This is a genomic window from Dermacoccus sp. PE3 (assembly GCF_001021715.1).
GTDB classification, from domain to species: Bacteria; Actinomycetota; Actinomycetes; order Actinomycetales; family Dermatophilaceae; genus Dermacoccus; species Dermacoccus abyssi.
Map to the genome: position 1 here is coordinate 888,371 of NZ_LDCM01000001.1, position 23,929 is coordinate 912,299.

At 67.7% G+C, this 23,929-nt stretch carries 22 protein-coding genes; 10 read left to right on the forward strand and 12 right to left on the reverse strand.

What is annotated here, in order from left to right:
- Positions 1-46: 46 nt before the first annotated feature.
- The 4 genes from dnaN to dnaA all read right to left on the reverse strand — a co-directional run bounded on the left by dnaN (position 47) and on the right by dnaA (position 4,596).
- Positions 47-1,177, reverse strand: a complete 1,131-nt coding sequence (gene dnaN / locus AA983_RS04250) for a DNA polymerase III subunit beta (RefSeq protein ID WP_047311219.1) — start codon at positions 1,175-1,177, stop codon at positions 47-49.
- Between the two features lie 611 nt (positions 1,178-1,788).
- A complete protein-coding gene (locus tag AA983_RS04255) occupies positions 1,789-2,745 on the reverse strand; it encodes an MFS transporter (RefSeq protein WP_231579515.1) in 957 nt (318 codons plus the stop codon).
- Positions 2,746-2,747: 2 nt separating this feature from the next.
- Positions 2,748-3,044 (reverse strand): MFS transporter, encoded by a 297-nt coding sequence (locus tag AA983_RS15770; protein ID WP_231579516.1) that lies wholly within the window; start codon positions 3,042-3,044, stop codon positions 2,748-2,750.
- Between the two features lie 52 nt (positions 3,045-3,096).
- On the reverse strand, positions 3,097-4,596 hold the full coding sequence (dnaA, locus tag AA983_RS04260) for a chromosomal replication initiator protein DnaA (protein ID WP_047311220.1): 1,500 nt from the start codon (positions 4,594-4,596) through the stop codon (positions 3,097-3,099).
- 477 nt (positions 4,597-5,073) lie between these two features.
- Between dnaA and rpmH the strand changes: the two genes are divergently transcribed.
- The 10 genes from rpmH (at position 5,074) to AA983_RS04310 (ending at position 13,642) form a co-directional block, all read left to right on the forward strand.
- Positions 5,074-5,211, forward strand: a complete 138-nt coding sequence (gene rpmH / locus AA983_RS04265) for a 50S ribosomal protein L34 (protein ID WP_047310858.1) — start codon at positions 5,074-5,076, stop codon at positions 5,209-5,211.
- 18 nt (positions 5,212-5,229) lie between these two features.
- Positions 5,230-5,649 carry a ribonuclease P protein component gene (gene rnpA / locus AA983_RS04270; RefSeq protein ID WP_047310859.1) on the forward strand — a complete coding sequence of 140 codons (420 nt, stop codon included), beginning with the start codon at positions 5,230-5,232 and terminating at the stop codon, positions 5,647-5,649.
- Complete coding sequence (gene yidD / locus AA983_RS04275) at positions 5,646-5,975, forward strand: membrane protein insertion efficiency factor YidD (RefSeq protein WP_047310860.1); 330 nt, start codon at positions 5,646-5,648, stop codon at positions 5,973-5,975. Before rnpA ends, yidD begins: the two co-directional genes overlap by 4 nt.
- The gene (yidC, locus tag AA983_RS04280; protein ID WP_047310861.1) at positions 5,975-7,108 is read left to right on the forward strand and encodes a membrane protein insertase YidC; all 1,134 of its coding nucleotides are present in this window, start codon (positions 5,975-5,977) and stop codon (positions 7,106-7,108) included. The genes yidD and yidC overlap by 1 nt, the downstream gene beginning before the upstream one ends.
- A gap of 17 nt (positions 7,109-7,125) precedes the next feature.
- Positions 7,126-7,623: a R3H domain-containing nucleic acid-binding protein gene (locus tag AA983_RS04285; protein WP_047310862.1), complete on the forward strand. Its 498-nt coding sequence runs from the start codon at positions 7,126-7,128 to the stop codon at positions 7,621-7,623.
- Positions 7,624-7,646: 23 nt separating this feature from the next.
- Entirely contained in the window at positions 7,647-8,402 is a 756-nt protein-coding gene (gene rsmG / locus AA983_RS04290) for a 16S rRNA (guanine(527)-N(7))-methyltransferase RsmG (RefSeq protein ID WP_231579517.1), read from the forward strand.
- A 702-nt stretch (positions 8,403-9,104) separates the two neighbouring features.
- Positions 9,105-10,349 carry a ParA family protein gene (locus AA983_RS15440; RefSeq protein ID WP_369798758.1) on the forward strand — a complete coding sequence of 415 codons (1,245 nt, stop codon included), beginning with the start codon at positions 9,105-9,107 and terminating at the stop codon, positions 10,347-10,349.
- An 88-nt stretch (positions 10,350-10,437) separates the two neighbouring features.
- Positions 10,438-11,655 (forward strand): ParB/RepB/Spo0J family partition protein, encoded by a 1,218-nt coding sequence (locus tag AA983_RS04300; protein WP_047310863.1) that lies wholly within the window; start codon positions 10,438-10,440, stop codon positions 11,653-11,655.
- Positions 11,648-12,031 carry a sulfite exporter TauE/SafE family protein gene (locus AA983_RS04305; RefSeq protein WP_047310864.1) on the forward strand — a complete coding sequence of 128 codons (384 nt, stop codon included), beginning with the start codon at positions 11,648-11,650 and terminating at the stop codon, positions 12,029-12,031. Before AA983_RS04300 ends, AA983_RS04305 begins: the two co-directional genes overlap by 8 nt.
- Positions 12,032-12,199: 168 nt before the next feature.
- Complete coding sequence (locus AA983_RS04310) at positions 12,200-13,642, forward strand: sodium:alanine symporter family protein (protein WP_047310865.1); 1,443 nt, start codon at positions 12,200-12,202, stop codon at positions 13,640-13,642.
- An 89-nt stretch (positions 13,643-13,731) separates the two neighbouring features.
- Here the strand turns inward: AA983_RS04310 and trxA are convergent, their stop codons facing one another.
- From trxA to AA983_RS04350, 8 genes are all read right to left on the reverse strand, one after another.
- Positions 13,732-14,058 (reverse strand): thioredoxin, encoded by a 327-nt coding sequence (trxA, locus tag AA983_RS04315; protein WP_047310866.1) that lies wholly within the window; start codon positions 14,056-14,058, stop codon positions 13,732-13,734.
- Positions 14,059-14,120: 62 nt separating this feature from the next.
- The gene (gene trxB / locus AA983_RS04320) at positions 14,121-15,125 is read right to left on the reverse strand and encodes a thioredoxin-disulfide reductase (RefSeq protein WP_047311223.1); all 1,005 of its coding nucleotides are present in this window, start codon (positions 15,123-15,125) and stop codon (positions 14,121-14,123) included.
- 89 nt (positions 15,126-15,214) lie between these two features.
- Positions 15,215-16,192 carry a hypothetical protein gene (locus AA983_RS04325; protein ID WP_047310867.1) on the reverse strand — a complete coding sequence of 326 codons (978 nt, stop codon included), beginning with the start codon at positions 16,190-16,192 and terminating at the stop codon, positions 15,215-15,217.
- 124 nt (positions 16,193-16,316) lie between these two features.
- Positions 16,317-16,853 carry an RNA polymerase sigma factor SigM gene (sigM, locus tag AA983_RS04330; protein ID WP_047310868.1) on the reverse strand — a complete coding sequence of 179 codons (537 nt, stop codon included), beginning with the start codon at positions 16,851-16,853 and terminating at the stop codon, positions 16,317-16,319.
- A complete protein-coding gene (locus AA983_RS04335; protein WP_047310869.1) occupies positions 16,850-18,706 on the reverse strand; it encodes a protein kinase family protein in 1,857 nt (618 codons plus the stop codon). The genes sigM and AA983_RS04335 overlap by 4 nt, the downstream gene beginning before the upstream one ends.
- A gap of 207 nt (positions 18,707-18,913) precedes the next feature.
- Positions 18,914-21,010 carry a murein biosynthesis integral membrane protein MurJ gene (murJ, locus tag AA983_RS04340; protein ID WP_052946849.1) on the reverse strand — a complete coding sequence of 699 codons (2,097 nt, stop codon included), beginning with the start codon at positions 21,008-21,010 and terminating at the stop codon, positions 18,914-18,916.
- 13 nt (positions 21,011-21,023) lie between these two features.
- The gene (locus AA983_RS04345; RefSeq protein ID WP_047310870.1) at positions 21,024-23,360 is read right to left on the reverse strand and encodes a DUF6049 family protein; all 2,337 of its coding nucleotides are present in this window, start codon (positions 23,358-23,360) and stop codon (positions 21,024-21,026) included.
- A gap of 17 nt (positions 23,361-23,377) precedes the next feature.
- Positions 23,378-23,857: an NUDIX hydrolase gene (locus tag AA983_RS04350; protein WP_047310871.1), complete on the reverse strand. Its 480-nt coding sequence runs from the start codon at positions 23,855-23,857 to the stop codon at positions 23,378-23,380.
- Positions 23,858-23,929: the final 72 nt, after the last annotated feature.

The following is a 23,929-nucleotide window of genomic DNA, read 5'->3' on the forward strand; positions in this document are numbered from 1 at the left end:
TCGCGGGAACGACCACATGCCGTCCGACACCGCCGGACGAGGCTGGTCAGTTGGCGAAGCGCACCGGCATGATGAGGTAGCGGTAGCTGTCGTCGGCCTCGCCGTCGAGCTCGTCCTGACCGGACAGCACGGCCGGACGCGTGGGCTGGGTGAAGCCCAAGCGCACGTACTTCGTGCCGACGACCCCGAGGCCGTCGAGGAGGAACTGGGGGCTGAAGGCGATCTCGAGTTCCGGCCCTTCGATGCGGGCTTCGAAGGTCTCCGAGGCCTGGGCGTCCTCGCCGGTACCGGCCTCGATGCGGACGGCGTCGTCACCGAAGCGCAGACGCACGGGCATGTTGCGCTCGGCGACGAGCGAGACACGCTTGGCGGCCTCGACGAGCATCGCCGTCTCGACGACCGCCGTCGTGTCGACGCTCGTGGGGAACAGGCTCGTCACCTTGGGGTAGTCGCCGTCGAGCAGGCGCGTCGTCATGCGGCGCGCTCCGGCCTCGAAACCGGCGAGGCCGGAGCCGGTCGACGCGCCGCTGAGCGACAGCGAGACGCTGCCCGCCGCACCGAGCGCCTTGGCCAGGGAGTCGAGCGTGCGAGCCGGGACGAGGGCCGCGTACTGCGCGTTCTCGTCACCGCCGTTCCACAGCACCTCACGCATGGCGAGGCGGTAGCGGTCGGTGGCCAGCAGGGTGAGCTTGTTGCCCTGAACCTCGATGCGCACACCCGTGAGGATCGGCAGGGTGTCGCCGCGGTCCGCGGCCACGCTGACCTGCGCGACGGCCTGGGTGAAGACGTCACCGCCGATGACGCCGGTGGGCTCGGGGTTCTCCGGCAGCGTCGGGTACTCGCCCGTCGGCATGCTCTGGAGGCTGAACTTGGCCGAACCGCAGGTGACCTGGACCTTGGAGCCCTCGCTCACGAGCTCGATCGGCTTGTGCGGCAGGCTCTTGCTGATGTCGGCGAGCAGGCGGCCGAGCACGAGCACGGTGCCGGGCTCCTCGACGTCGGCGTCGACGGTGACCTTGGCCGAGACCTCGTAGTCGAACGCGGAGAGCGTCAGGCCGTCCTCGGTGGCTTCGAGCAGGACACCCGCGAGCACCGGAACCGGCGGGCGCTGCGAGAGACCTCGAACGGCCCACGCCACAGCTTCGGCCAACACATCACGTTCAACCCGGAGCTTCACGTCCACCGTCCTCGTCACTTCGTGGTTCGCCTACGTCGTGGGGAAGCGAGCGCAGGAGCACAGGTATTCGCGGTGAGCTTAACGCAGGTGGAGCTGACGCCCCAAGCGTCGAGGAGCTGTCCTAGGCGGTCGCCGCGGTTGGCCTGGGTGTGGATTCGTGGGGCGCTTGATCGCGATGGAGAAAGAGTTGGTCGTCGTCATAGGGGGTGTGGATTCTGGGGACAACCACATCTGTGCCGGAGATCCCGCGGTTTCCGGTTGTGGGCAGCGTGGGGATGGTCGTTGGGGACGACACAGTGGGGGTGTGGACGGATTTTTCGCGTCCACAGACGCCGACGGCGCTCAAGGGGTGTTATCCCCTGATTTCGACCGTTGTCCACGGAGTTATCCCCAGATTCTGTGGAAAAGCGTGTGACGAAGGGGTCCTGTTCATGTGGGGCAGGTGAATCACAGTGGTGTTGTCCACAAATCCACAAGGATGTCCCCAGGCGGAGTTTCGCGGAATGTCGGGGCTTCTCCGGCTGTGATGGGGCGTCCGAGCGGTCGTTGCCCACAGCGTCCCCAGGGTTGTCCCCAGAACCTGTGGACAACCCCGACTATCGGCCCCAAGCTCAAGACCGACGGGACGAGCCGGGGACAGTGCGTCGGACGCTCTGACGGAGCGCGTTGACGGGGCGGGTCGAGACGAGGTGCCACAGCCACATCGCGGCCCCGAGCATGACGAGACCGAGCGCCGTGACCGCCATCGTCCAGGCGCTCTCGGCCGCGAAAGGAGCCACGAGACCTGCCACGAGAGCGCTTGTCACGAGGTTGACGAAGGTGCCCGCCGACGCCGCGCTTCCGCGGGCGTGGGGGAACTGGTCGAGCATGGCAATTTGCAGGGTGGGCAGGGACAGCCCGATCCCATAGGCGATGAGAGCGGGAGCCACGATGGCCCACGGCAGGACGTCGCCGACCGGCGTCACCGAGACAATGGCGCCCGCTGAGGCCGCGAGGAAGGCGAAGCCCAGGCCGTAGGTGATCTGACGGTCGCTCGTCACCCGTGCGGCGAGCCGTCCACTCGTCCAGGATCCGGTGATCATGCAAGCCACCATCGGGACGAAGAACACCCAGAAGTCGGATTCGCCGAGACAGAGCAGTCCGATGAGGAACAACGGTGCGGCGGAGATGTAGAGGAACTGGCCCGCAAAGGAGAACGCGGCTGCGAAGGCCACGCGCATGAAGCGGCCGCTCCGCATTGCGGCGAGCAGCCCAGACACGAGTGAGCCCACGCGCAGCGGCGTCCGGTGCTCGGCGGGGAGGCTTTCCGGCAGAGAAAGAGCAACCGAGACGGCCATGATGATGCCGAAGGCGACGAGGAACCAGAAGATCGTGCGCCAGGAGCCCACCTGGAGGAGGAGCCCGGACAGGACGGGCGCCACGGCCGGTGCGACACCGAAGATCATCGAGACCTGGCTCATGAGTCGCTGCGCTTCCGCTCCCTCGAAGAGGTCACGGATGACGGTTCGCGCGATGATCTGCCCTGCACCGGCCGCGAACCCTTGGAACATGCGGAAGACGAGCAGCATCGTCAGGGAGGTCGACAGGGCGCATCCGATGGCGCGACGACGTAGACGCCGATGCCGATGAGCATGACGGGACGCCTGCCCACGGCGTCGGAGATGGGGCCGTGGAGCAGGCTCATCAGCGCGAAGGCGAGGAGGTAGACGCTGACGACCAACTGCATCGCGGCTGGTTCCACGTGAAACTCCGCACCCATTTCGCCGAAGGCGGGCAGCGGCGCATCGACGTTGAACGGGCCGAACATCGACAGGCCGGCCAGGATGAGGGTCAGCAGGACGCCGGCGCGTCGTGGGGCGGAAGTCACCGACCGAGCCTACGAGAGAGGGTGTGTTTCACGTGAAACACAACCTCGTGGATCAAGCGCTGCGGCGCCTGATCTGTGTCGTCAGCTCGGTGATCTGGTCGTAGATCGGCTGACGTTCGCCGATGAGCTGGCGGATCTTCTTCTCCGCGTGCATGACGGTGGTGTGGTCACGTCCACCGAAGTGCTGCCCCAGTTGGGGGAAGGAGTGCTCGGTCAGTTCACGCGAGAGATACATCGCGATCTGGCGCGCGGTGACGAGGTTGCGCGAGCGGGACGTGCCCTTGATGTCGTCCACCGTGACACCGAAATAGACGGCCGTCTCGGAGATGATCTGATGCACCGTGATCTGCCCGGTCTCACTCGGTACGACGTCCTTGAGGACGAACGCCGCCTTGGCCCGGTCGACCGGCTCCTTCTGGAGCGAGGCGTACGCAGCGACGCGGATGAGCGCGCCCTCGAGCTCTCGGATGTTCGTCGAGATCTTCGAGGCCACGAGTTCGAGGACGTCGTCGCCGATGTCCATGCGCTCGGCGTTGGCCTTCTTGCGCAGGATCGCGATGCGGGTTTCCAGTTCGGGAGGGTGCACGTCCGTCGTGAGGCCGGACTTGAACCGGCTGCGCATGCGGTCGGCGAACGTCGTCAGCTTCTCCGGCGGCTGGTCGGAGGTGAGCACGATCTGCTTGCCCGAGGAGTGAAGAGCGTTGAACGTGTGGAAGAACTCCTCCTGCGTCTGCTCCTTGCCCTGGAGGAACTGGATGTCGTCGATGAGCAGGACGTCGACGTTGTCGCGGTAGCGGCGCTGGAAGGTGGCCGCGCGGTCGTCGCGGATGGAGTTGACGAAGTCGTTCGTGAACTCCTCGGAGCTGACGTAGCGCACCCGCAACTTGGGGTGGTAGTCGTGCACGTAGTGCCCGATGGCGTGCAGCAGGTGGGTCTTGCCGAGGCCCGAGTCACCGTGGATGAACAGCGGGTTGTAGGCCTGTCCGGGCTCCTCGGCGATCGCGATGGCGGCCGCGTGGGCGAAGCGGTTGCTGTCACCGATGACGAACGTGTCGAAGGTGTACTTCGGGTTGAGCCGTGGCGAGTACTCCTCGTCGCTCGGCGGCGGAGCGTCCGTGCGGCCACCCACGGAACGGGGGGGCAGAACGACGCCGGGGTGCGCCGATCGAGGACGCGGAACCTGCTCGGCCGCGATCTGGGAGCCGCCCGGCAGCGAGAATCCGAGTGTGCCGTCGGAGTGGTCGGGCTCCTGGGCGTTCATGTCAGGATTCGCATCTGCGCCAGTCTGTGCAGCACCTTCCGCATCGGCGCCCGCGCCGTCGAGTTCCTGGACTGCGGCCTGAAGGCTCTCGTCGACGGAGATGGCGACGCGAACCTGCTGTCCGAGCTGGTTCGAGAGTGCCTCGGCGACCTGGTCGCGCAGCGGACCTTCGAGCATGCGCTTGGTCTGCTCGAAGGGAACGGACAGCAGGACGTTTTCACCGATGAGGCCGACGAAGCGCGTGAGGTTGAGGAAGGCTCGGTCACGAGAACCGATGCCGTGCTTGCTCATTTCCGCCAGGGCGGCGTGCCACGTGCGTTCGTAGTCGACGGGTTCGTCGGTGGTCACGAAGGCTCCTCCTGGTGCGGTGCTCGTCTGTGGAACGCCCATACTAAGGGTGGTTTCCACAACGTTATCCACAGCCTGTGTACCGAAGTGTCGCGGCTTCGGGGCGCTGGAGAGGACAACGGGTCTGCTTTCCGGACACGTTAACGGCGTGTCGACTGGATTTCACCACGCCCGTATGAATCACACATGTGTTATTTGCGCGTGTGCGCCGTTGAACATCGAGTCGCGCGTGTGTCGTTTTGACCGGCTTGGTCACGGCCCGTACAGTTGACGGCGATTGTCTGCGCCCCAAATGGGGCTCGGGTCGAGACGCGCACATCGCGACATTGCCCGAAACAACCGAAAAATCGGCGGCGCGACAACTAGACCACCAGTACGACGGCGACGCGTCAGCGCTCGCCCATTTCATCGGAGATCGACGTGAGCAAGCGCACCTTCCAGCCCAACAACCGTCGCCGCGCCAAGACGCACGGCTTCCGTCTGCGTATGCGTACCCGCGCCGGCCGCGCCATCCTGGCCAACCGCCGCGCCAAGGGCCGCAGCAAGCTCTCCGCCTGAGCCTCGGCGGCAACGGCCGTGCTGCCAGCGCCTCACCGTCTGCGTGACGCCGGGCAGTACCGCGCCGTTCTGCGGAATCGCCGCTCCGGTCGAGCCGGCGGTTCGCTGCTCGTGGTCCAGATGATCGACTCCGACGCGTCCGGCCTCGCGCACCCGGAAAGGGTGGGGCCGCGCGTCGGTTTTGTCGTATCCAAGGCCGTGGGAAACGCCGTGGTTCGCTCGCGCACGAAGCGGGTCCTGCGTCATCTCGTGCGTGACGAGTTGCCTCGCCTCGATCCGAGTCTCGACATCGTCGTGCGCGCCAACCCGGCCATCGCCGGCGCCGGCACGGACGCCGTCCGTGCCGAACTGCAGCGCATGCTCACGAAGGCGCACAAGCGGATTCGGACCGACGACGGCGTTCCACGTGAAACGGCGAGTGCCGGAGCGAAGCGATGACGACGTCCACGGCCGACGATGTGACGGGTTGGCGACATGTTGCCGTCTGGCCCCTGCTCGTCATCGTGCGCTTCTATCGCCGCTGGATCTCGCCCGCGCTACCTGCCACCTGCCGGTTCTACCCGACGTGCTCGTCCTACGGCCTCACGGCGCTCACCCGGTTCGGGCCGATCAAGGGCACCTGGCTCACCCTGAAGCGTCTCGCGCGCTGTCACCCCTGGAACCCCGGTGGGGTCGACCACGTTCCACCGAAGGGCCACTCGGCCCACGGGGAGCACGGACGGTCCGACGCCGCACCTGCACCCGTCAAAGCGAAGGATGATTGATGCTTGACACCCTGCTCTATCCGCTCGAGTGGTTCGTCGCCGCCATCATGGTCGGCTGGCACAAGCTCTTCACCCTCGTCGGGCTGCCTGAAGCGTCGGGCTGGACCTGGGCCCTCTCGATCGCCGGACTCGTGATCGTCCTACGTATCCTGCTCATCCCGCTCTTCGTCAAGCAGATCCACGCCTCGCGCCGCATGCAGCTCGTGCAGCCCGAGATGCAGAAGATCCAGAAGAAGTACAAGGGCAAGAAGGACCCGGAGTCCCGCCAAAAGCAGCAAGAAGAAATGATGGAGCTGTACCGGACCACCGGTACCAACCCCATGGGTTCCTGCATGCCGATCCTGCTGCAGGCACCGTTCTTCTTCGCGCTCTTCCGCGTGCTCAACAACCTCGACGACATCGCCCGCGGTGACCGTGGGCCCATCGGCTTCCTCACGAAGGAGCTCGCGAGCCAGGCCGAGAGCTCGACTCTTCTCGGAGCGAAGCTCTCGTCCACCTTCATGGGAACGTCGGGTTGGGGTGCAGCCAAGTGGGTCGCCGTCCTGCTCATCATCCTCATGTCGGCGACGTCGTTCATCACGCAGCACCAGCTCATGCGCCGCAACATGCCGAAGGCCGCGCTCGAGGGCCCGATGGCCAAGCAGCAGCAGATCATCATCTACCTCATGCCGCTGTTCTTCGCGATCTCCGGTGTGAACTTCCCGATCGGTGTTCTCATCTACTGGTTCGTCACGAACCTGTGGACGATGTTCCAGCAGTGGTACGTCATCCGTCGAATGCCGACCCCGGGTTCGGACGCCGAGAAGAAGCTCGAGGAGCGCAACCGTTCCAAGGGCCGTGAGCACAAGACCGTGACGATGGACGACCTGCGCAAGGAGAACGAGGGCAAGCCGAAGACGCGTTTCCAGCAGGCGATGGACCGCGCTCAGGAGCAGGCCAAGGCGCAGCAGGCCGCGAAGAGCGGTGCCACGCCGGCGTCCGCTAAGAAGGACAAGTCGGTGAAGACCGCGGACACCTCCACTGAGGTTTCCGGCCCGGTCAAGGAGAACGTCCGTCCGGCCAAGGCCCAGCAGACCGGCCCGCGTAACCAGCCCAAGAAGAACACCCCGCGCGCGAAGCGCAAGAAGAACTGAAAGCAGAGGTAGCAAGGATGTCCGAGAACACCTCCGCGCGTTCCGACGTGACGAACCTCGAGCGCGAGGGCGAGATCGCTGCCGACTTCCTCGAGAAGCTGCTCGACATCGCCGACCTCGACGGTGACATCGACGTCGAGGTCGACGGTGACCGCGCGTCCGTCTCCATCGTCGACTCCGAGGAGGGGCAGGTGCCCCGCTCGCTCGTCGGTTCGAACGGCAAGACCCTCGATGCGCTGCAGGAACTCATGCGCCTCGCCGTCCAGGCCGAGACGGGTGAGCGCAGCCGCGCGATGCTCGACATCGCCGGCCACCGCGCCGAGCGACGCTCGACGCTGGAGACCAAGGGCGCCGAGGCCGTCGCGCGCGTCAAGGAATCCGGCGAGAAGGTCGAGATGGAGCCGATGAGCGCGTTCGAGCGCAAGGTCGTCCACGACGTCGTGCTGGCCGCCGGTCTCACCTCCGAGTCCGAGGGCACCGAGCCGAACCGCTACGTCGTCGTTCTTCCGAACTGACGTTTCACGTGGAACGACCGGACGTGAACACCCCGGAGGAGCAGCCGACGATCGGTGAAGCGGCTCCACCGCCGCCCACTCCGGATGCCGCGCGAGAGTTCCTCGGTGCGCGTGTCGACGTCATGGAGCGCTACGTCGCGCACCTGTGTGACACAGGGGTGACGCACGGCCTCGTCGGGCCACGTGAGGTTCCGCGCATGTGGGAACGACACGTGCTCAACTGCGCCGTCGTCCATCCCGGCATTGCGGACGAGAGCGCCGTCGCCGATATCGGCGCCGGCGCCGGACTGCCCGGCTTGGTGCTCGCCATCGCACGGCCGGACCTGCGCTTGACGCTCGTCGAGCCGTTGCTGCGCCGCACCGTCTGGCTCGAGCGCGTCATCGACGACCTCGAGCTCGACAACGTCGAGGTGGTGCGGGCTCGGGCTGACGAGTTGTGGGGCAAGCGTTCGTTCGACGTCGTCACCTCCCGTGCCGTGGCCCGGATAGGCGAACTCGCCCGATGGTCGTTGCCCCTCGTTCAGCGGGGTGGCGAGATGTTCGTGCTCAAGGGTTCGAGCGCGGCTCTCGAACGGGACGAGGACGCCTCGATCCTGCGCAAGCTCAAGGTTGTCGAGGCGGACGTCGAGACGTGGGGCGCCGGAATTGTCGACCCGGAGACCGTCACCCTGCGCCTGAGTGTCGAGGGCGTGGCACCGCAGCTCACCCGGAAGCAGGCCGGAACCGGCCCGTCAACGGCGAAGAAGAAGGCGGCGCGCAGACAGGGTCGTCGCGACTGAGCCCAGTCTTCTTGACGTTGTCCCCAGGTGTGCCGGCTAGCCGGAGCCTGGGGACAACTGCGTTCGGGGCCGTTCGCGAAGGTGACACAATGGGCGGGCTCGTCAACGCGACTTCAAGGAGAAACGGTGACAACGACCGCACCCGTGGGCTGGCCGGCGATCACGCCGGGCGCCGCTGAATCTGCCTCTTCACCGACACCGGTGGGATGGCAGGGGTTGCCGACGTCTGCCGTGGAGGAAGTCGTCGTCGAGACCGCTGTCGACCTTGACGGCGCCCCTCGTGATTCACGTGAAACGAGGATGACGAACTCGGAAGGCGCAGAGTCAGTAGTGCTCGACCCGCAGACGCCGGTGCAGGCGGAGGCGCTCGAGCCGATCGCCGAGACCCCTGCTCCTGAGAACGATCCAGATGCCCGACGTGATGTTCCGGCGGCCGATGCTTCAGGCGTCGCTCCCTCCGAGGCGAAGGGCTACGACATCCTCCTCGGGAGCCACGATGTTTCCCGTGAAACATCGCAGGTGGGTCAGCCCGCGGTGACACAGCAGGACGGCGCTTCGACACACAAGCTCGAGGAAGTCGCCGTCGAGGACGAGGCCGCGGTGGGTGACGCGGCAACGACCGTCACCGAGGTACTGGCGGCAGATCCGGCCGAGGCGAGCGAGCCCGCCTACGTGCCTCGGCATCACGCGTCGGGGGCCGACATTTCGGCCTCTTCGGAGGGTGCAACGGCACCGGCGTCGACCGAGTCGGCCACCGCGGCCGGCGCCCTCAGCGCACCTGCTTCCACTGACGACGATGCTGCGCAGATCCCGGCCGACACCGCCTTGGCCGCTCAGGCTCTGCCCTCCCGCAAGGCTCGCCGAGCCGGACGACCGCGGGTGCCGAGTTTTGACCGCGTCACGGACGATGCCTGGCGCGAACAGGAACCCGACGAGGACGAGCCGGCGGTTCCCGCTTATGCCCCTCTCGGGTCGACCGTCACGCACGAGACGTCCGGCCAGGACATGACGACGAGCGAGGAACCCATGGAAACGCCGCTCGCGCAGAGCTCCGACGGGGAGCAGGAGGTCCGGGCACGCGCGGCCCGCGCCGCCCTCACGAGTGTGGAACGACTTCCCCGTCCGGCCCACCCGCGGGTGCTGACTGTGGCCAACCAGAAGGGTGGCGTCGGCAAGACGACGACCACGGTCAATGTGGCCGCCGCCCTCGCCCAGGCCGGCCTCCAGGTCCTCGTCATCGACATCGACCCCCAGGGCAATGCGTCCACGGCACTGGGCATCGAGCACCACTCGGACGTGGCGAGTGTCTACGACGTCATCGTCGAGGGCACGCCCCTGGCCGACGTTGTCCAGGAGTGCCCGGAGATCCCGGGCCTGTGGTGCGCTCCTGCCACCATCGACCTGGCCGGCGCGGAGATCGAACTCGTCTCGCTCGTCGCCCGCGAGTCGCGCCTGCACCGGGCGATCAACGCGCAACTTGCGGCAGCGAGTGACGAAGACCGCTACGACTACGTCTTCATCGACTGCCCGCCGAGCCTCGGCCTGCTCACGGTCAACGCCTTCGTGGCGGCTGACGAGGTCTTCATCCCGATCCAGTGCGAGTACTACGCGCTCGAGGGGCTGAGCCAGCTCCTCAAGAACATCGAGATGATCAAGATGCACCTCAACCCGGGCCTGCACGTCTCGACGATCCTGCTCACGATGTACGACGGACGCACCAACCTGTCCGCGCAGGTGGCCGAAGAGGTGCGCACGCACTTCTCGGACCAGGTGCTCGGCGCCCTGGTGCCGCGTTCGGTGCGAATCTCGGAAGCACCGAGCCACGGCGAGACGGTCATGACGTACGACCCGTCGAGTACCGGCGCTCTCAGCTACCGCGACGCTGCGAGGGAGATCGCGCTGCGCGGCACAGATGTTCCGGAACCCTCCGGACGTATCGGCCGATGACGCCCACACACCACCCCGCCGGCTCGACCGGCATGTTCGGATCACGAGCCGTGAGCGGTTCGATCGACTCAGTAGGAAGTGGACTGCGATGAACGACAAGCGACGCGGCCTCGGGCGAGGTCTCGGTGCCCTCATCCCCAACGCGACCGAGCCGACACGGGTGACGCGACCCACCGACGTCTTCTTCACCGAGAGCAAGCGCGAGCAGGCTGCTCAGGAGGCCGCTGCGGCCCCCGCAGCCCGTGAGTCGCGCTTCAGCGAGGCCCTCACGCCCCGCCCCTCGTACAACCAGCCGCGCGAGACCGAGCCCCGCACGGCGCCGCGCTCGGCCACGCACCGACGTGATGACCTCGCGGCCGCGGCGGCCGCGGTGACGCAGCCCGCCGGCAAGGCGCCCACCGTTTCACGTGAAACGGAGATCGAGAAGCTCGAGAACGCCACGCCGAGCGAGACGCCGACCGCAAAGGAACAGCCGGAGCTCGCTCCCGTGCCCGGCGCCGAGTTCGCCGAGATCGCCCCTGCACTCATTCGTCCGAACCCGAAGCAGCCGCGGTCGGTGTTCGACGAGGAACACATGGCCGAGCTGGTCCACTCGATCGGCGAGATCGGCGTTCTCCAGCCCATCGTCGTGCGTCCCGTGCCGGCGGAAGACCCCGAGCACGCGACGACACCGTACGAGCTCATCATGGGTGAGCGCCGTTGGCGCGCCTCGCAGGAAGCCGGCCTCGAGGCCGTACCGGCCATCGTCCGTTCGACCACTGACGAGGACCTGCTGCGCGACGCGCTGCTCGAGAACCTCCACCGCAGCCAGCTCAACCCGCTCGAAGAGGCCGCCGCGTACGCGCAGCTGCTCGAGGACTTCGGCTGTACGCACGACGAACTCGCCTCGAAGATCGGTCGCAGCCGCCCGCAGATCTCCAACACGATCCGTCTGCTCAAGCTGCCCCCGGTCGTCCAGCGCCGTGTCGCAGCAGGCGTGCTGTCGGCCGGCCACGCCCGGGCCCTGCTCGGCATGAGCGACCCGGCCGCCATGGAGCGTCTCGCTCAGCGCATCGTCGCCGAGGGCCTCTCGGTGCGTGCCACCGAGGAGATCGTCGCGATCGGTGAGGACAAGAAGCCCCGCCGCACTGCAACGCCGCGGGAGCCCAACCCGGCGCTCGACGACCTCGCGTCGAACCTGTCGGACAAGCTCGACACGCGCGTCGGCATCACGATGGGCAAGAACAAGGGCAAGCTCACCGTCGAGTTCGCCTCCGTCGACGACCTCAACCGCATCATGGACGCCCTCGGGATCGATCGTGGCTGAGCGCAAGAACCCCACGCCGGACGGCGATCTGCCCGAGAACCCCGAAGCCAAGGGCGCTCAGGGGGAGCACCTGAACCCCGACGGCAGCAGTGCCCTCGACTCGACGCAGGACGGACGCTTCACCCGCGACGACGTCGCGAACTCCCCGTTCCAGCAGGGCACGGACCCGTTGAGCGACCGGGCGATCGATCGGCGCACCGGTCGTCCCTCGATCCAGCTCATCGTCTTCGCGATCCTGGCCGTCGTATTCGGGTACTTCTTCGTCAGCGACCTCATCAACGGCGAGTGGCTGAAAGCCGTCCTCGGCGCGGCAGTGCTGGGCATCTGTGCGGTCGCAATCACCCGTGAGCTGCGGGGTGGGCGTCCCCGCGACTGACCGAACCATGCCCGCTCGAGCGGGCGAGCGCACCGGCCCCACGTCCGACGCCGGGCGTGGGGCCGCTGTGCACACCCGCACAGACACACGGAACATCTGACGAAACACCGGCGTCTTCAACCAGTTTCATTCCGGCATCGGCTCTCTGCGCACCGTAGGGTACGGGGCATGGAAGCAGCAGCCGACTTCATTGCGACGATCAACGACAAGTTCTGGTATCTCGTCATCGCCCTGCTCGTGGCTGCGGGCCTCTGGTATTCGGCGCGCACCCTGGTGGTCCAGGTGCGGCTGCTGCCGGAGATGTTCCGAGCCATCAAGGAGAAGCCCTCCGGTGCCGGCGAGAACGACGGGATCTCGGCGTTCCGCGCCTTCACCATCTCCGCGGCGTCCCGCGTGGGTACGGGCAATATCGCCGGTGTCGCGGTAGCCATCGCCATCGGTGGCCCCGGCGCCGTGTTCTGGATGTGGATGCTCGCCATCCTCGGTGGTGCCACCGCGTTCATCGAGTCCACGTTGGCGCAGCTCTACAAGGTGCGCGGCAAGGACGGCTACGTCGGTGGTCCGGCGTACTACATCCGCGAAGGCTTGGGCCGCAAGGGCATGGCCGCAACCTTCGCCGTCGTCATCACCGTGACGTACGGCTTCGTCTTCAATGCCGTGCAGGCCAACTCAATCAGCGCCTCGGTGCAGGCCAACTTCGACGACGCCAAGGGCCTGGCCTGGATCATCGGGCTCATCGTCGCCGCGCTGACCGCAGCCGTCATCTTCGGCGGCGTGCGTCGCCTCTCGGCCGTCACGGAGATTATCGTGCCGGTCATGGCCGTCGCCTACGTCGGCGTGGCGCTCGTCGTCGTCGCGATGAACATCGGCGAGGTTCCGGCGATGATCGGCCACATCGTCGGTCACGCCCTCGGCTTCGAGCAGATCACGGGTGCTGCGTTCGGTGCGGCCCTCATGCAGGGCATGCGTCGTGGTCTGTTCTCCAACGAGGCCGGTATGGGTTCGGTGCCGAACGCCGCCGCAACCGCAGAGGTATCGCACCCGGTCAAGCAGGGTCTCGTGCAGGCCTTGGGCGTCTACTTCGACACGATCATCGTGTGTTCGGCGACGGCGTTCATCATCCTGCTGACGCAGCCTAAGTACGGCGTGAGCGACCCGGAGGGCATCGGACTGACGCAGACCGCCCTCCAGTCGCAGGTCGGATCGTGGGCCGGGCCGTTCCTGTCGATCGTCATCTTCTTCCTCGCCTGGTCGTCGATCCTCGGCAACAGCTACTACGGCGAGGCGAACATCCGCTTCCTCACCGAGTCCAAGCCGGGCGAGGGCCTGCTCACGGCGTTCCGTGTCGGCGTCCTCGTGTGTGTCGTCGGCGGTGCTCTTGGTTCGGTGGCCCTCGTGTGGAACATAGCGGACCTCGCGATGGGCATCATGGCCACGATCAACCTGCTTGCCCTGCTCCCGCTCGGCGGGCTGTCCGTGGCGCTGCTCAAGGACTTCCTCACGCAGCGTGCCGCCGGCAAGGATCCCGTGTTCGAACGCTCGAGCCTCCCGCAGGCGAAGAACGTCCAGCTCTGGGACGCGCCCCCGGCGCGCAGCGCAACACCCGAGTGATCGGCGCCTGACCTCCGTCAGCGCTCGACACGAAAGACTGCGGCCCCCGTCGATTCGACGGGGGCCGCAGTCTTTGCTGAAAGCGATGATCAGCCGATGAAGGGCTCAAGCTCGCGCAGGAGCTTCGGCTTCGGCATGGCGCCGACGATCGTCTTGACGACCTCGCCGTTCTGGTAGACGTTCATCGTCGGGATACCCGTGATGCCGTACTTGGCGGACGTCGCGGGGTTCTCGTCGGTGTTGAGCTTGAAGACCTCGATCTTGTCGCCGTTCGCGGCGGCGATCTCCTCGAGGATCGGCGCGATGGCGCGGCACGGGCCGCACCATTCGGCCCAGAAGTCGACGAGGACGGGCTTGTCGTTCTTGAGAACGTCAGCCTCGAACGTGGCGTCGGTGGTGGGCTTGGTGGTTGCCATGGGGCATTCCTTCCGGGACGTCGGTCAGTGCTGGTGAAGAGAAACGGTGGGGACGACGCGCGTCAGCGCGGCTCGTCCGTGCCCTGCGGCTCTGCGGTGAGGGACGCGTCGGGCTTGGGCTCGCCGGCGGCGTCGAGCGAGGCGAGGAAGCGCTCCGCGTCGAGGGCGGCCGAACAGCCGGAACCGGCGGCCGTGATGGCCTGGCGGTAGACGTGGTCGACGAGGTCGCCGCAGGCGAAGACGCCGTCGACGTTGGTGTGCGTCGTGCGGTCCTGGACGAGGACGTAGCCCTCGTCGTCGAGGTCGATCTGGCCGGTGACGAGTTCGTTGCGCGGCAGGTGGCCGATGGCGATGAACAGGCCCGTGGTCTCCTGCTCGCGCTCCTCGCCGGTGACGGTGTCGCGCAGCGTGACGCTCGAGACCTTGGCGTCGCCGTGGATCGCGACGACCTCGCTGTTCCACGCGAAACGGATCTTCGGGTCCTTCTCGGCGCGCTCGGCCATGATCTTGGAGGCGCGCAGCTCGTCGCGGCGGTGCACGAGGGTGACGCTGTTCGCGAAGCGCGTGAGGAACGTGGCCTCCTCGACGGCAGAGTCGCCGCCGCCGACGACCATGATGTCCTGGTTGCGGAAGAACGCGCCGTCACACGTGGCGCACCACGAGACGCCGTGACCCGACAGGCGCTTCTCGTCGGGCAGCCCCAGCTCGCGGTAGGCCGAGCCCATGGCCAGGATGACGGCGTTCGCCCTGTGAACGACGCCCTCACCGTCGGTGACCGTTTTGACATCGCCCGTGAGGTCGACGGCGGTGACGTCGTCACGCACGAGCTCGGCGCCGAATCGCTCGGCCTGGGCGCGCATGTTCTCCATGAGGTCCGGGCCCATGATGCCGTCGGAGAAACCGGGGAAGTTCTCGACCTCGGTGGTGTTCATGAGCGCGCCACCGGCCGTCACGGAGCCCTCGAACACGAGGGGCTCGAGGTTGGCACGCGCCGCGTAGACGGCAGCGGTGTACCCGGCGGGGCCGGAGCCGATGATGATGAGGTTGCGCACGGCCTGGTCGCTCACGAAAGCTTCCTTCGTCGGTTTGATGCGGTTCGCGTAGGTCAACGCACTCTATCCGCGCGTCATTCCCCGGCGCACACGCGCGCTCGGCATCAGGTGGAGATGGGCGTCGGCCCCGCCTTGAGGTCATCGGCCTTGCTGCACGTGCGCGAGACGACCCAGGCCGTCTTCTTGCCGTCCTTGACCGTGACGACGATGACGGCGGGCTGGCCGTCGTAGGAACCGAAGTCGGCGTACACCTTGTCCGGCGCCTGCGCGAGGCCGGCGTCGACGGCGTCGAGGCAGGACTGCACACCGGTGCCGGTGGCCAGCGGGCCGAGCGACTGGGCGTCGGCCTGCTTGGGCTCGATCGGGGTGCTCGTCGAGGTGGGCAGCGAAGCCGCCTGCGTGGCGAGCGACTCCGACGTGTACTGCGTCTCGGTCTGGGTGACGCGCACCCGCGAGGCGTAGTTCTGCGTGCCGTCGTTCGCTCCGCTGCTCACCGACGACGACGGGCTCGGGCCGTCAGCGACCTGGGCGTCGTCGTTGCCGCCGAGCGACTTCGAGACGCCGACGGCACCGATGGCGACGGCGGCCGCAGCACCGAGCGCGAGCGCGGCCTTGCCGAAGCCACCCTTCTTGCGGGCACGGTGCGCGTCGAGCGAGGCGACGGAGTGATCACGCTCGGACTCGGCGCGTGCGGACGTCTCCGCTGCGGGACGGGCAGGCGCGGGACGCGACGGCGTCACGGACGCCGGGCGCGTGGCGTCGGGGTCGTACTCGGCACGCTGCGCGGATTCGGTGCGGCGCGGACGGGCCGGCAGCGGCACGACGGTGGAGCTGCCGGACGAGGCCCGCTTGCTCTCGTCGAATCCGGAGGCGCGGTCGCCGAACTCAGCCTTGAACGCCTCACGCATACGCGCCTCGACATCGCGGGGCATGGCGAGTTCGGGCCCGTCCTCGGCTGCGCTGCGGCGCAGCAGAGCCGAGATCTCGTCCTGGACGTGTTCGGGTGCGAGGTCGGCGGGCTGCTCGTCCTTCGAGCGGCCGCTGTTGGCCGCCTCCCACTCGTCACGGAAGTTCCGGGTCATCTCGGGCCTCCTTTCTGCTGGGCATACGTTCGCTTCATGGTCTCCGACGCGAGGGACGTCGCTTCGGTTCCATCACGGTTCGAGAATTTTTCGGAACGTTGCGTGAGGAGCCGGCGAGGCGCGTTCAGGTGACCCCGAGGAGCTCGGCCAAAGCGGTGCGCCCACGGGCGCAGCGGGACTTGACGGTGCCTTCGGCGATGCCGAGTTGTTGGGCGACCTCGGCGACGGACAGGCCCTCCATCTCGAGCAACACGAGGCAGACGCGCTGGCCATCGGGGAGCTTGTCGAGGGCCTCGCGCACGTCGAGGCGGACGTCGGTCTGTGCGTGTTCGTCGCGTTTGTCGGCGATGTCGTACTCCGGCCACTCCTGCGTGGGCTTGAGCCGGCGTAGTCGATCGAGGGAGGAATTGACGATGATGCGGTGCAGCCACGTGGAGAACTGGGCGTCCCCGCGGAAGGAGTCGATGCGTCGGAACGCAGCGATGAAGCCTTCCTGGACCGCGTCTGCGGCGAGCTCCTGGTCGCGGGTCGTGCGCAACGCCACGGCCCACATCTTGTCCTTGTAGCGCTCGAACAGCACTCCGAAAGCGTCGGCGTTGCCCTCGCGATACGCGTCGACGAGAGCGACGTCGCTCAACTCGCGAAGTTCGTAGCCGTTCACTTCTCTACCGAGACCTCGGAGACGGCCGACTGGTAGTAGGACGTGCCGGGCGCGAGGCTCTGCGTCGTGATGAAGATCGTCACGTAGCTTCCCTTCGCAGTGGACGAGATCGTCTGCTGGCTCGTCGCATTCGAGACCGAACCCACCTTCTTGCCCGCGGTGCCGGGCGCGTCACCGACGTAGACGTCGGCGGTGAGCGGCTGGCCCTCACCCGGCGTGATCTCGATGCTCTTCACGTCGGTCGAGGTGCCGAGATTGAGTGCGAGGCCACCGTAACCCGGGTAACCGCCCCAGGGGCGGTTGCGATACAGAAGGCTCTTCCATGCTGTGCTGGTGTCACCGTCGACAGCCTGCGCCATCGAACTGGAGTCGTTGACGCGCATGCCGCGCTGATTGACGACGGAGGCGCTCTGGACCTTCACGGGAGTGCCGGCCCGACTGGCCGAGCCCGAGGGCGACGCGCCGGACGACGCAGCGCCCGAGGACGCGGAGCCGGAGTTGGACGCGGCAGGGGTGTCGGCATTACCACCGATGCCGCGGATGCCGAGGACAGCGAGCACGAGGGCACCGATGACGAAGAGCGCGACGATACCGAGCGCGAGCTTGCTGCTGCCCGCGTCGGGGTCGTCGGTGCCGCCGTGAAAACCGGGGACCGGCGGCTCGAGCTCCTCGAACGAGGGGTCGTACGTCGTGCGGTGGTAGGCCGCGTCCTCGTCATCGAGGGAGAACTGGGTGGTCTCGTCGGCGTCGAACTGGACCGGGCGGCCGATCATCGTCGCGTCCGCCGGATCCTGCTCATTCGCCGCACGGGGCGCGGGCTTGCGCGGCAGGGCTGCGCGCGGGCCCTCCGCCCGGGCGCCCGGATCGGTGTCGTCGTCGGCGTTGCTGAGTCGTCGAGCACCCTTGGCGGCGCCCGCGGTGCCTGCGGCGGCCAGGGCGGCCGCGCCGACGGCACCGACGCCGCGTCGGCCCTCACCCTCGGTGCGGTCGGCGGCACGACGCACGGTGAAGTTGTGGTCCTTCTCGTCCTCGTCGCTCGCGGCGTCGTCCGAGCGTCGTCCCTTGCCGGGTGCCGTGATCATCTGTGCCGACCAGGGGGCGAGCTGACGGGCGACCTCGCCTGGCGTGCGCGGTGTCTCGTCGTAGTTGAGCGACTGGCGGCACATCGTGTCGAGGTCGCTCGGGATGCCGTCGACGACCTCGGACGGGGTGGCGATCTGCCCGTCGGCGCGACGCTCGGCCACGGTGAGGCCCTTGAGGCCGGTGATCTCTTCGGCCTTGCCCGGCCACTCGCCCGTGAGCGCGGTGTAGAGCAGCTTGACGCACGCCGCCGCGTCACGCTTGGTGGCCTCGGCGGAGGAGATGTCGTCACGGCCGGCGAGGGCGCCTCCGACGGCGACCTGTGTGACGGCGATGGAACCGTCTGCGAGGCGTAGCACGTGGCGGGGGGAGAGCGTGAGGTGGTGCAGGCCCCGCTGACGCGCGGCTTCGAGGGCGCTCGCGGTCTCGCCGACGATGCGGCGAGCCTCCTCCGGGTGCATGGCTTCGAAGCGGACGAGATCTGCGAGGCTGTGCGCGCCCGTGTGGGCCTCCTCGACGACGAAGGAGTGGTCGTCGTCGCTCCCTGCGTCGAGCACGCGCACGAGGCGGTCGTCCTCGACGCCGGCGGCGCGGCGGGCGCTGTCGAGCGCAGCCGCGGCATGGGAGGACTTGGAGCCGAATACCGTGATGGCGACCTCGCGGCCCAGCTTCTCGTCACGGGCGAGCCAGCGGGCGAGCCCGGGCGCGTCCGAGATCTCGGACGTCAGTTCGTACCGGTTTCCCAGCACTGTGCCCTTGGTGATGCCCTGCACTCGAACTCCTCGTCGTCGACGCCATCGATGTCGCTGCCGTCCGTGTACGACGCTGGACGTCGGGTGAACGCGGGCGACAGCAGGCTCGCTCATCCTAAGCAAGGGGCCTGACAACCGGCCGGTATCGCGGGGCGTTCGGCGCGCCGAACGCCGGGCCCCGTCGAGCGCGAAGCCCGCCGCCCCGAGGAGGGCCGGCGGGCTTCGAGGTCAGGAACGCTTGAGGCGCCGCGCGACGGGGCCGGTGAGGCTGTTGATCTCCTCCACCCGCAGGCGGTTCGCGACGAACAGGTACACCGCGAGGAAGATCGAGCCGACGACCGCGATCTCGAGGAAGGAACCGAAACGCGACACCGGCAGCGCGTCGTGCAACGGAAGCTGCACAAGGAAGCCGACAGCCGTGGCGAGCAGTGAGGCGATCGCGAGACGTACGTACGTGCGTACCGTCTCGGACATAGGCACGTGACCGATCTTGCGCTTGAGCAGGACGAAACCGACGAATGCCTGGACGACGTTCGACAACGTCTGCGCCAGGCCGACGCCGACGCCGACCCAGTGGACGCCGGGCTGGCCGAAGAAGTGGGCACCCTGCAGCCCGGTCCAGTCGGTCAGCGCACGCCCGAAGATCTCCTCGGTGAGGTTGTGCCAGTTGAACCACGGGAGGGTGAGCCCGATGGCGGTGCCGGTGCACAGGATCTGCATCCAGAAGGGCGTCTTGGCGTCACCGTAGGCGTAGAACACGCGCTGGATGATGAGGCAGAGGCTGAACGGCACGAGGCCGATCATCATCGTGATGGCGATCGATCCGATGGCCCACAGGCTCGACTCGACCGGCCCGACCCACAGGCCCACGAGGGGGAAGACGAGGACGAAGCAGCCGAACGTCAGCATGACGGACGCGATACCCGACAGGCGGATACCCATCGTCATGTCGTCCTTGACCTTCTGCGTCTCGCCGCGACCGGCCGCCACCGACATGCGCGTGAACAGCGCCGTCACGAGGGAAAGCGTGATGAGCGAGTGGGGCAGGCTGAACAGGAGGAAGGCGTTGCTCTGGGCTGCCTTGTTCGGCTGGCCGTCGGGCTGGGAGGAGAGCAGCTGCGTCGTGACGACGAGGCCGATCTGCTGGACGATGACGGCGGCGAAGGCCCATCCGGCCATCGTCGAGGCGCTGCGCAGGCCGACGCCGCGGAACTGGAAGTTCGGCGAGTAGGTGTATCCCGCGCGCTTGAGGAGCGGGATGAGCACGACGGCCTGGGCGAAGATGCCCAACGTCGCGGGCAGCGCCAGCATGATCATCATTTGGGTCGTCATGCCACTGAAGCCGGGCGTGTTGGCGCCGTGCGGGTACATGAGGATGTAGGCGGCGAGGCCCGCAATAATGACGACGTTCGCGAGGGCGGGGCTCCACATGAAGGCGCCGAAGCGACCACGGGCGTTGAGCACCTGACCGAGGATCGTGTAGAGGCCGTAGAAGAAGATCTGCGGCAGACACAACAGGGTGAAGATCAAGGCCACGTGTGCCTTGTCGTCGGTCATGTTGTTGTTGTCGAATAGGCGATAGACGAGTGGCGCCGCTGCCATGAAGACGACGGTGACGCCCGCCAGGATCATGAACGTCAGCGTGAAAATGCGGTCTGTGTAGGCCTTGCCGCCGTCGGAGTGCTCGAGCGCACGGGTGATCTGTGGAACGAGGACGGCGTTGATGACACCACCGGCGAGCAGCAGGTAGATGATGTTGGGAAGGGTGTTCGCGACGTCCCACGTGTTCGCCACGCCGGTGCTCAGACCGATGGCGGCCACCGTCATCGAGGTTCGCAGCAAGCCCAGAACGCGCGAGACGAGGGTGCCGGCCGCCATGATGGCCGAACTGCGCAGGATTCCGCCGCGCCCGCCCGTGTCGGCGGCCTGGTTGGCTGCGTTGCCACCGACCTCGCCGGGGGAGGTCTGTGGAAGCGCCTGGGTTGCGGGCGCACCCCCTGTTTCACGTGAAACGCCGACCTCGCGGCGCGAACGGCTCGAGACGTTGAGTGCGGCGTCGGCGTCGGTGTCCCACGTCTTCTCGGCCTCACGACGCTCGCGATAGGCGTCGACGTCGGAGCGGGAGATGACCTGCGTGTGGTCGCTGCTCGCGTGGCTTCGACTCTCGTCGAGGTTGCGCAGCCACTGAGCCTCTTGGTCGGCCTCGAACCAGGCGTCGTAGGCCGAGCCGATGCTCGTGCCCGCGACGGAGGGCATCTGCGGCACGTGCCGTCGGGCGTTGGATTCGTACAGCGCGCCGAGAGAGCCGGGGCCGTCGTTCGACATGGGCAGGGTGCTCCTACAACTGGATGTCCCGCGCGAGCTCATCGCGTCGGCGGGTGCCCTTCTGCCTGTTGCGCACGAGGCCGTAGCAGAAGACGAGCAACGCCACGATACCGAGCACCCAGAAGATCCAGGTACCCGTGGGACGCGCGTTGATCTCGATCTCGGCCCCGTGCTTGTCGCTCTCGCCGAGGCGGACGTCCCCCGGGCCGGTGACCTTCGCGTCGACGCTCACGCGTCCGGCGGCCTGCGCAACCGTGGGGACGCGCACCGACGTCTGTCCCTTGCCGGGGATGTCGACGGCGTCCGGCTGGCTGCGGAAACGCACGGCGTAGGTCCGCGGCGTGAGGTTGACCTCGATGCCGTGGACGGCGCGGGCCAGGCCGTTCTTGACGGTGACGCTGATGGGACCGGAATCGGAGAAGAAGTTGACGCGTGACGGCACGACGGCGATCTGTTGGGGGATGGCGGAGACGGTCGACGACGCGTGCTCGACGAGACCGTCGACGTCGGCCGGGTCGCCGCGCCAGCGGGTGCTCGTCACCTGGTCGAGGTTGCGAGTCCAGGCGGGAACGATGTCATCGCCGTCCACGACGATCTCGGCCATTTTCGTCAGGGTGGCGAGGGTCCTGTCGGCAGTCGTGATGTCGCCGGCGTCGAAGGCGGGTGCGGCGACTCGCGGCCACACGGTTTCGGACGGCGGGGCCTGGGGTGCCAGATCGACGACGGGCGCCGAGGTGGATTCCTCGGTACTGAGAGCTGCAGGCTGCACCCAGGGTGCCTGCTCGAGAGCCGAGGCGATCGCCTTCAGCCGACCGACGGGGACGGTCTCGCGCCCGCCCATGATGACGAGCGAGCGCTCGGCGGTGGGCTGCTGCTGGTAGATCGCCAGACTCGATGCGCGCAGCGAGGCGGCGGCCTCGGCGTTGGACACGGACGCGTCGTTGAGCGTGCGGCTCAGCGGCGCGTTGTACCCGACCATCGTCACCTGATTCGTCGTGCGTCGTGTCGCCGAGGTGACGGCAGCGGCGTCGGTACGGTCGAGGGAGACGTTCGGGGTGAGAACGACGGGCCGCGAGCCACGCGTCTTCTGCCACGCGGCGGTCAACCGGGCGGTGGAGGCGGCGTCGAGCGGCGCGACAGGCGCCGCGACGACCGTCTCGGACAGTTCGGACAGCTCACTCGAGAGCGGACGCGAGAGCGAGCGTTCGAGGATCTTCTGCGACCCGGCGGGGCGCCGGGCGCTCGTCAGCGCGGAGAGGTCGGGGTCGCCGTAGGGCGTGAAGGCGATGCTCTGGTTGCCGGGACGCTCGGCGAGCTTGGCCCGCAGGTTCGCCGCCAGTTCGTCGACGCTCGCTGCGGGTTCGCTCGGCTGGGTGCCGGGCGACGTGGATCCCGAGTCGGCGGAATCCGTCGACTCCGAAATCTCTGAAGGCTCTGACGTGCCCGAGGAGTTCGACTTCGTCGAACCTTCGCTCGACGGCGACGCGGAGCCGGGCGCCGATTCGGACGGGCTCGGCGTGCCGTCGGACGTGGGGGAGGCAGACGGTGACGCCGGGCTCCCCTCCGTCGTTTCCTGCTCGGCCGTGGGGAGAGTGCCGTCCTGAGCCGCAGCGGGGTCGAGCACCGCAGGGTCGATGAGCCACGTGACAGGCACGCCAGGGTCGGAGGTGATGAGCCGCTCGATCGTCGAACCGGGGCCGATCGCCTTGCGCCACGCCTCGAGGCGTTCTTCACCGGTGGCCGTGAGGAGCTTCGGGTCGTTCGGCAGGGTGACCGGCACGACGACGGACGCCGACATCCGCGTGAACGTGGCATCCTTCGCAGCCCACGAGACAAAGCTGTGGAGTCTCGTCGTGGGTCGGCCAGCACCGCGCAGTTCGATGCGCAGCGGCAGCGTCGCCATCGTGTAACTGAGGTCGAGTTCGCTCGAGGTGAGGGACAGCTTCACCGTCTCGGAGGCGCCGGGCGCGATCGTCGGCACATCGGCGTCGGCGGACGCCGACGCTCCGAGCGGTAGCTTTCCCTCCTCCCACCGTTGCTGCGCGGCGAGGGAGTCGAGAGGCCGAGTACCCACACGAGCACGCAGAGTGGCTCCGTCGATGGGCGTGTCACCGGTGTTCTCGACGATGACGCTCACGGTGGTGCCGGAACCCGTCGTCGCTGTGGCCGGAGCGCCGCTCGTCATCCACATCCGGACGTCGCCGTTGGTGACGATTCCGGGCCGTGGGAGCGCGCTGACGTTCGAGCGGGGGTTCGGCGGTGCGGCGCTCGCAGCAGGAGCGAGGCCGAGGAGCGCGAGCAGGCAGACGAGGGCCGCCACGAGCGCGCGGGCCAACGCGGAGCGTGTCATCTGGGGGCCGGAACCGATCAATGTCCGGTGAGCCGGGCCCAGGCGGTGGCTGCGATGCGGCGCTCGTTGGGGAAGGTCAGCTGTTCGTGGGCGCGGTCGAGGCGGAACCAGCGCGCGTCGATGGCCTCGTGGTCGGGGTCACCTTCGATGCTGATCTCTCCGCCGACCGCTTCGAGCAGGTAGTGGTGGACCATTTTGTGGATGCGGAAGCCCGGAATCGAGAACCAGTAGTCGATGACGCCGAGCGTGACGAGGGCGCGGCCCTTGATGCCGGTCTCCTCCTCGACCTCGCGCTCGGCCGTCTGCACGAGCGTCTCGCCTTCTTCGATGTGGCCCTTGGGCAGGCACCACTCGACGCGTCCGGCTCGGTTGTGCCGCGCGATGAGAGCGAGATAGGCCTGCTGGTCACGAACGTCGACGACGACTCCGCCCGCAGAAATCTCCTCCAGCGAGCCCAGGCGTGAAGCCCGCTGCATGCGCGACGAGGAGACGGTCATTGCTCCACCTTAACGAGAGCGGCTGGGAAATTCTGGTGCCGCCGGGCCCCTCGATACCCTTGGCCGGTGACG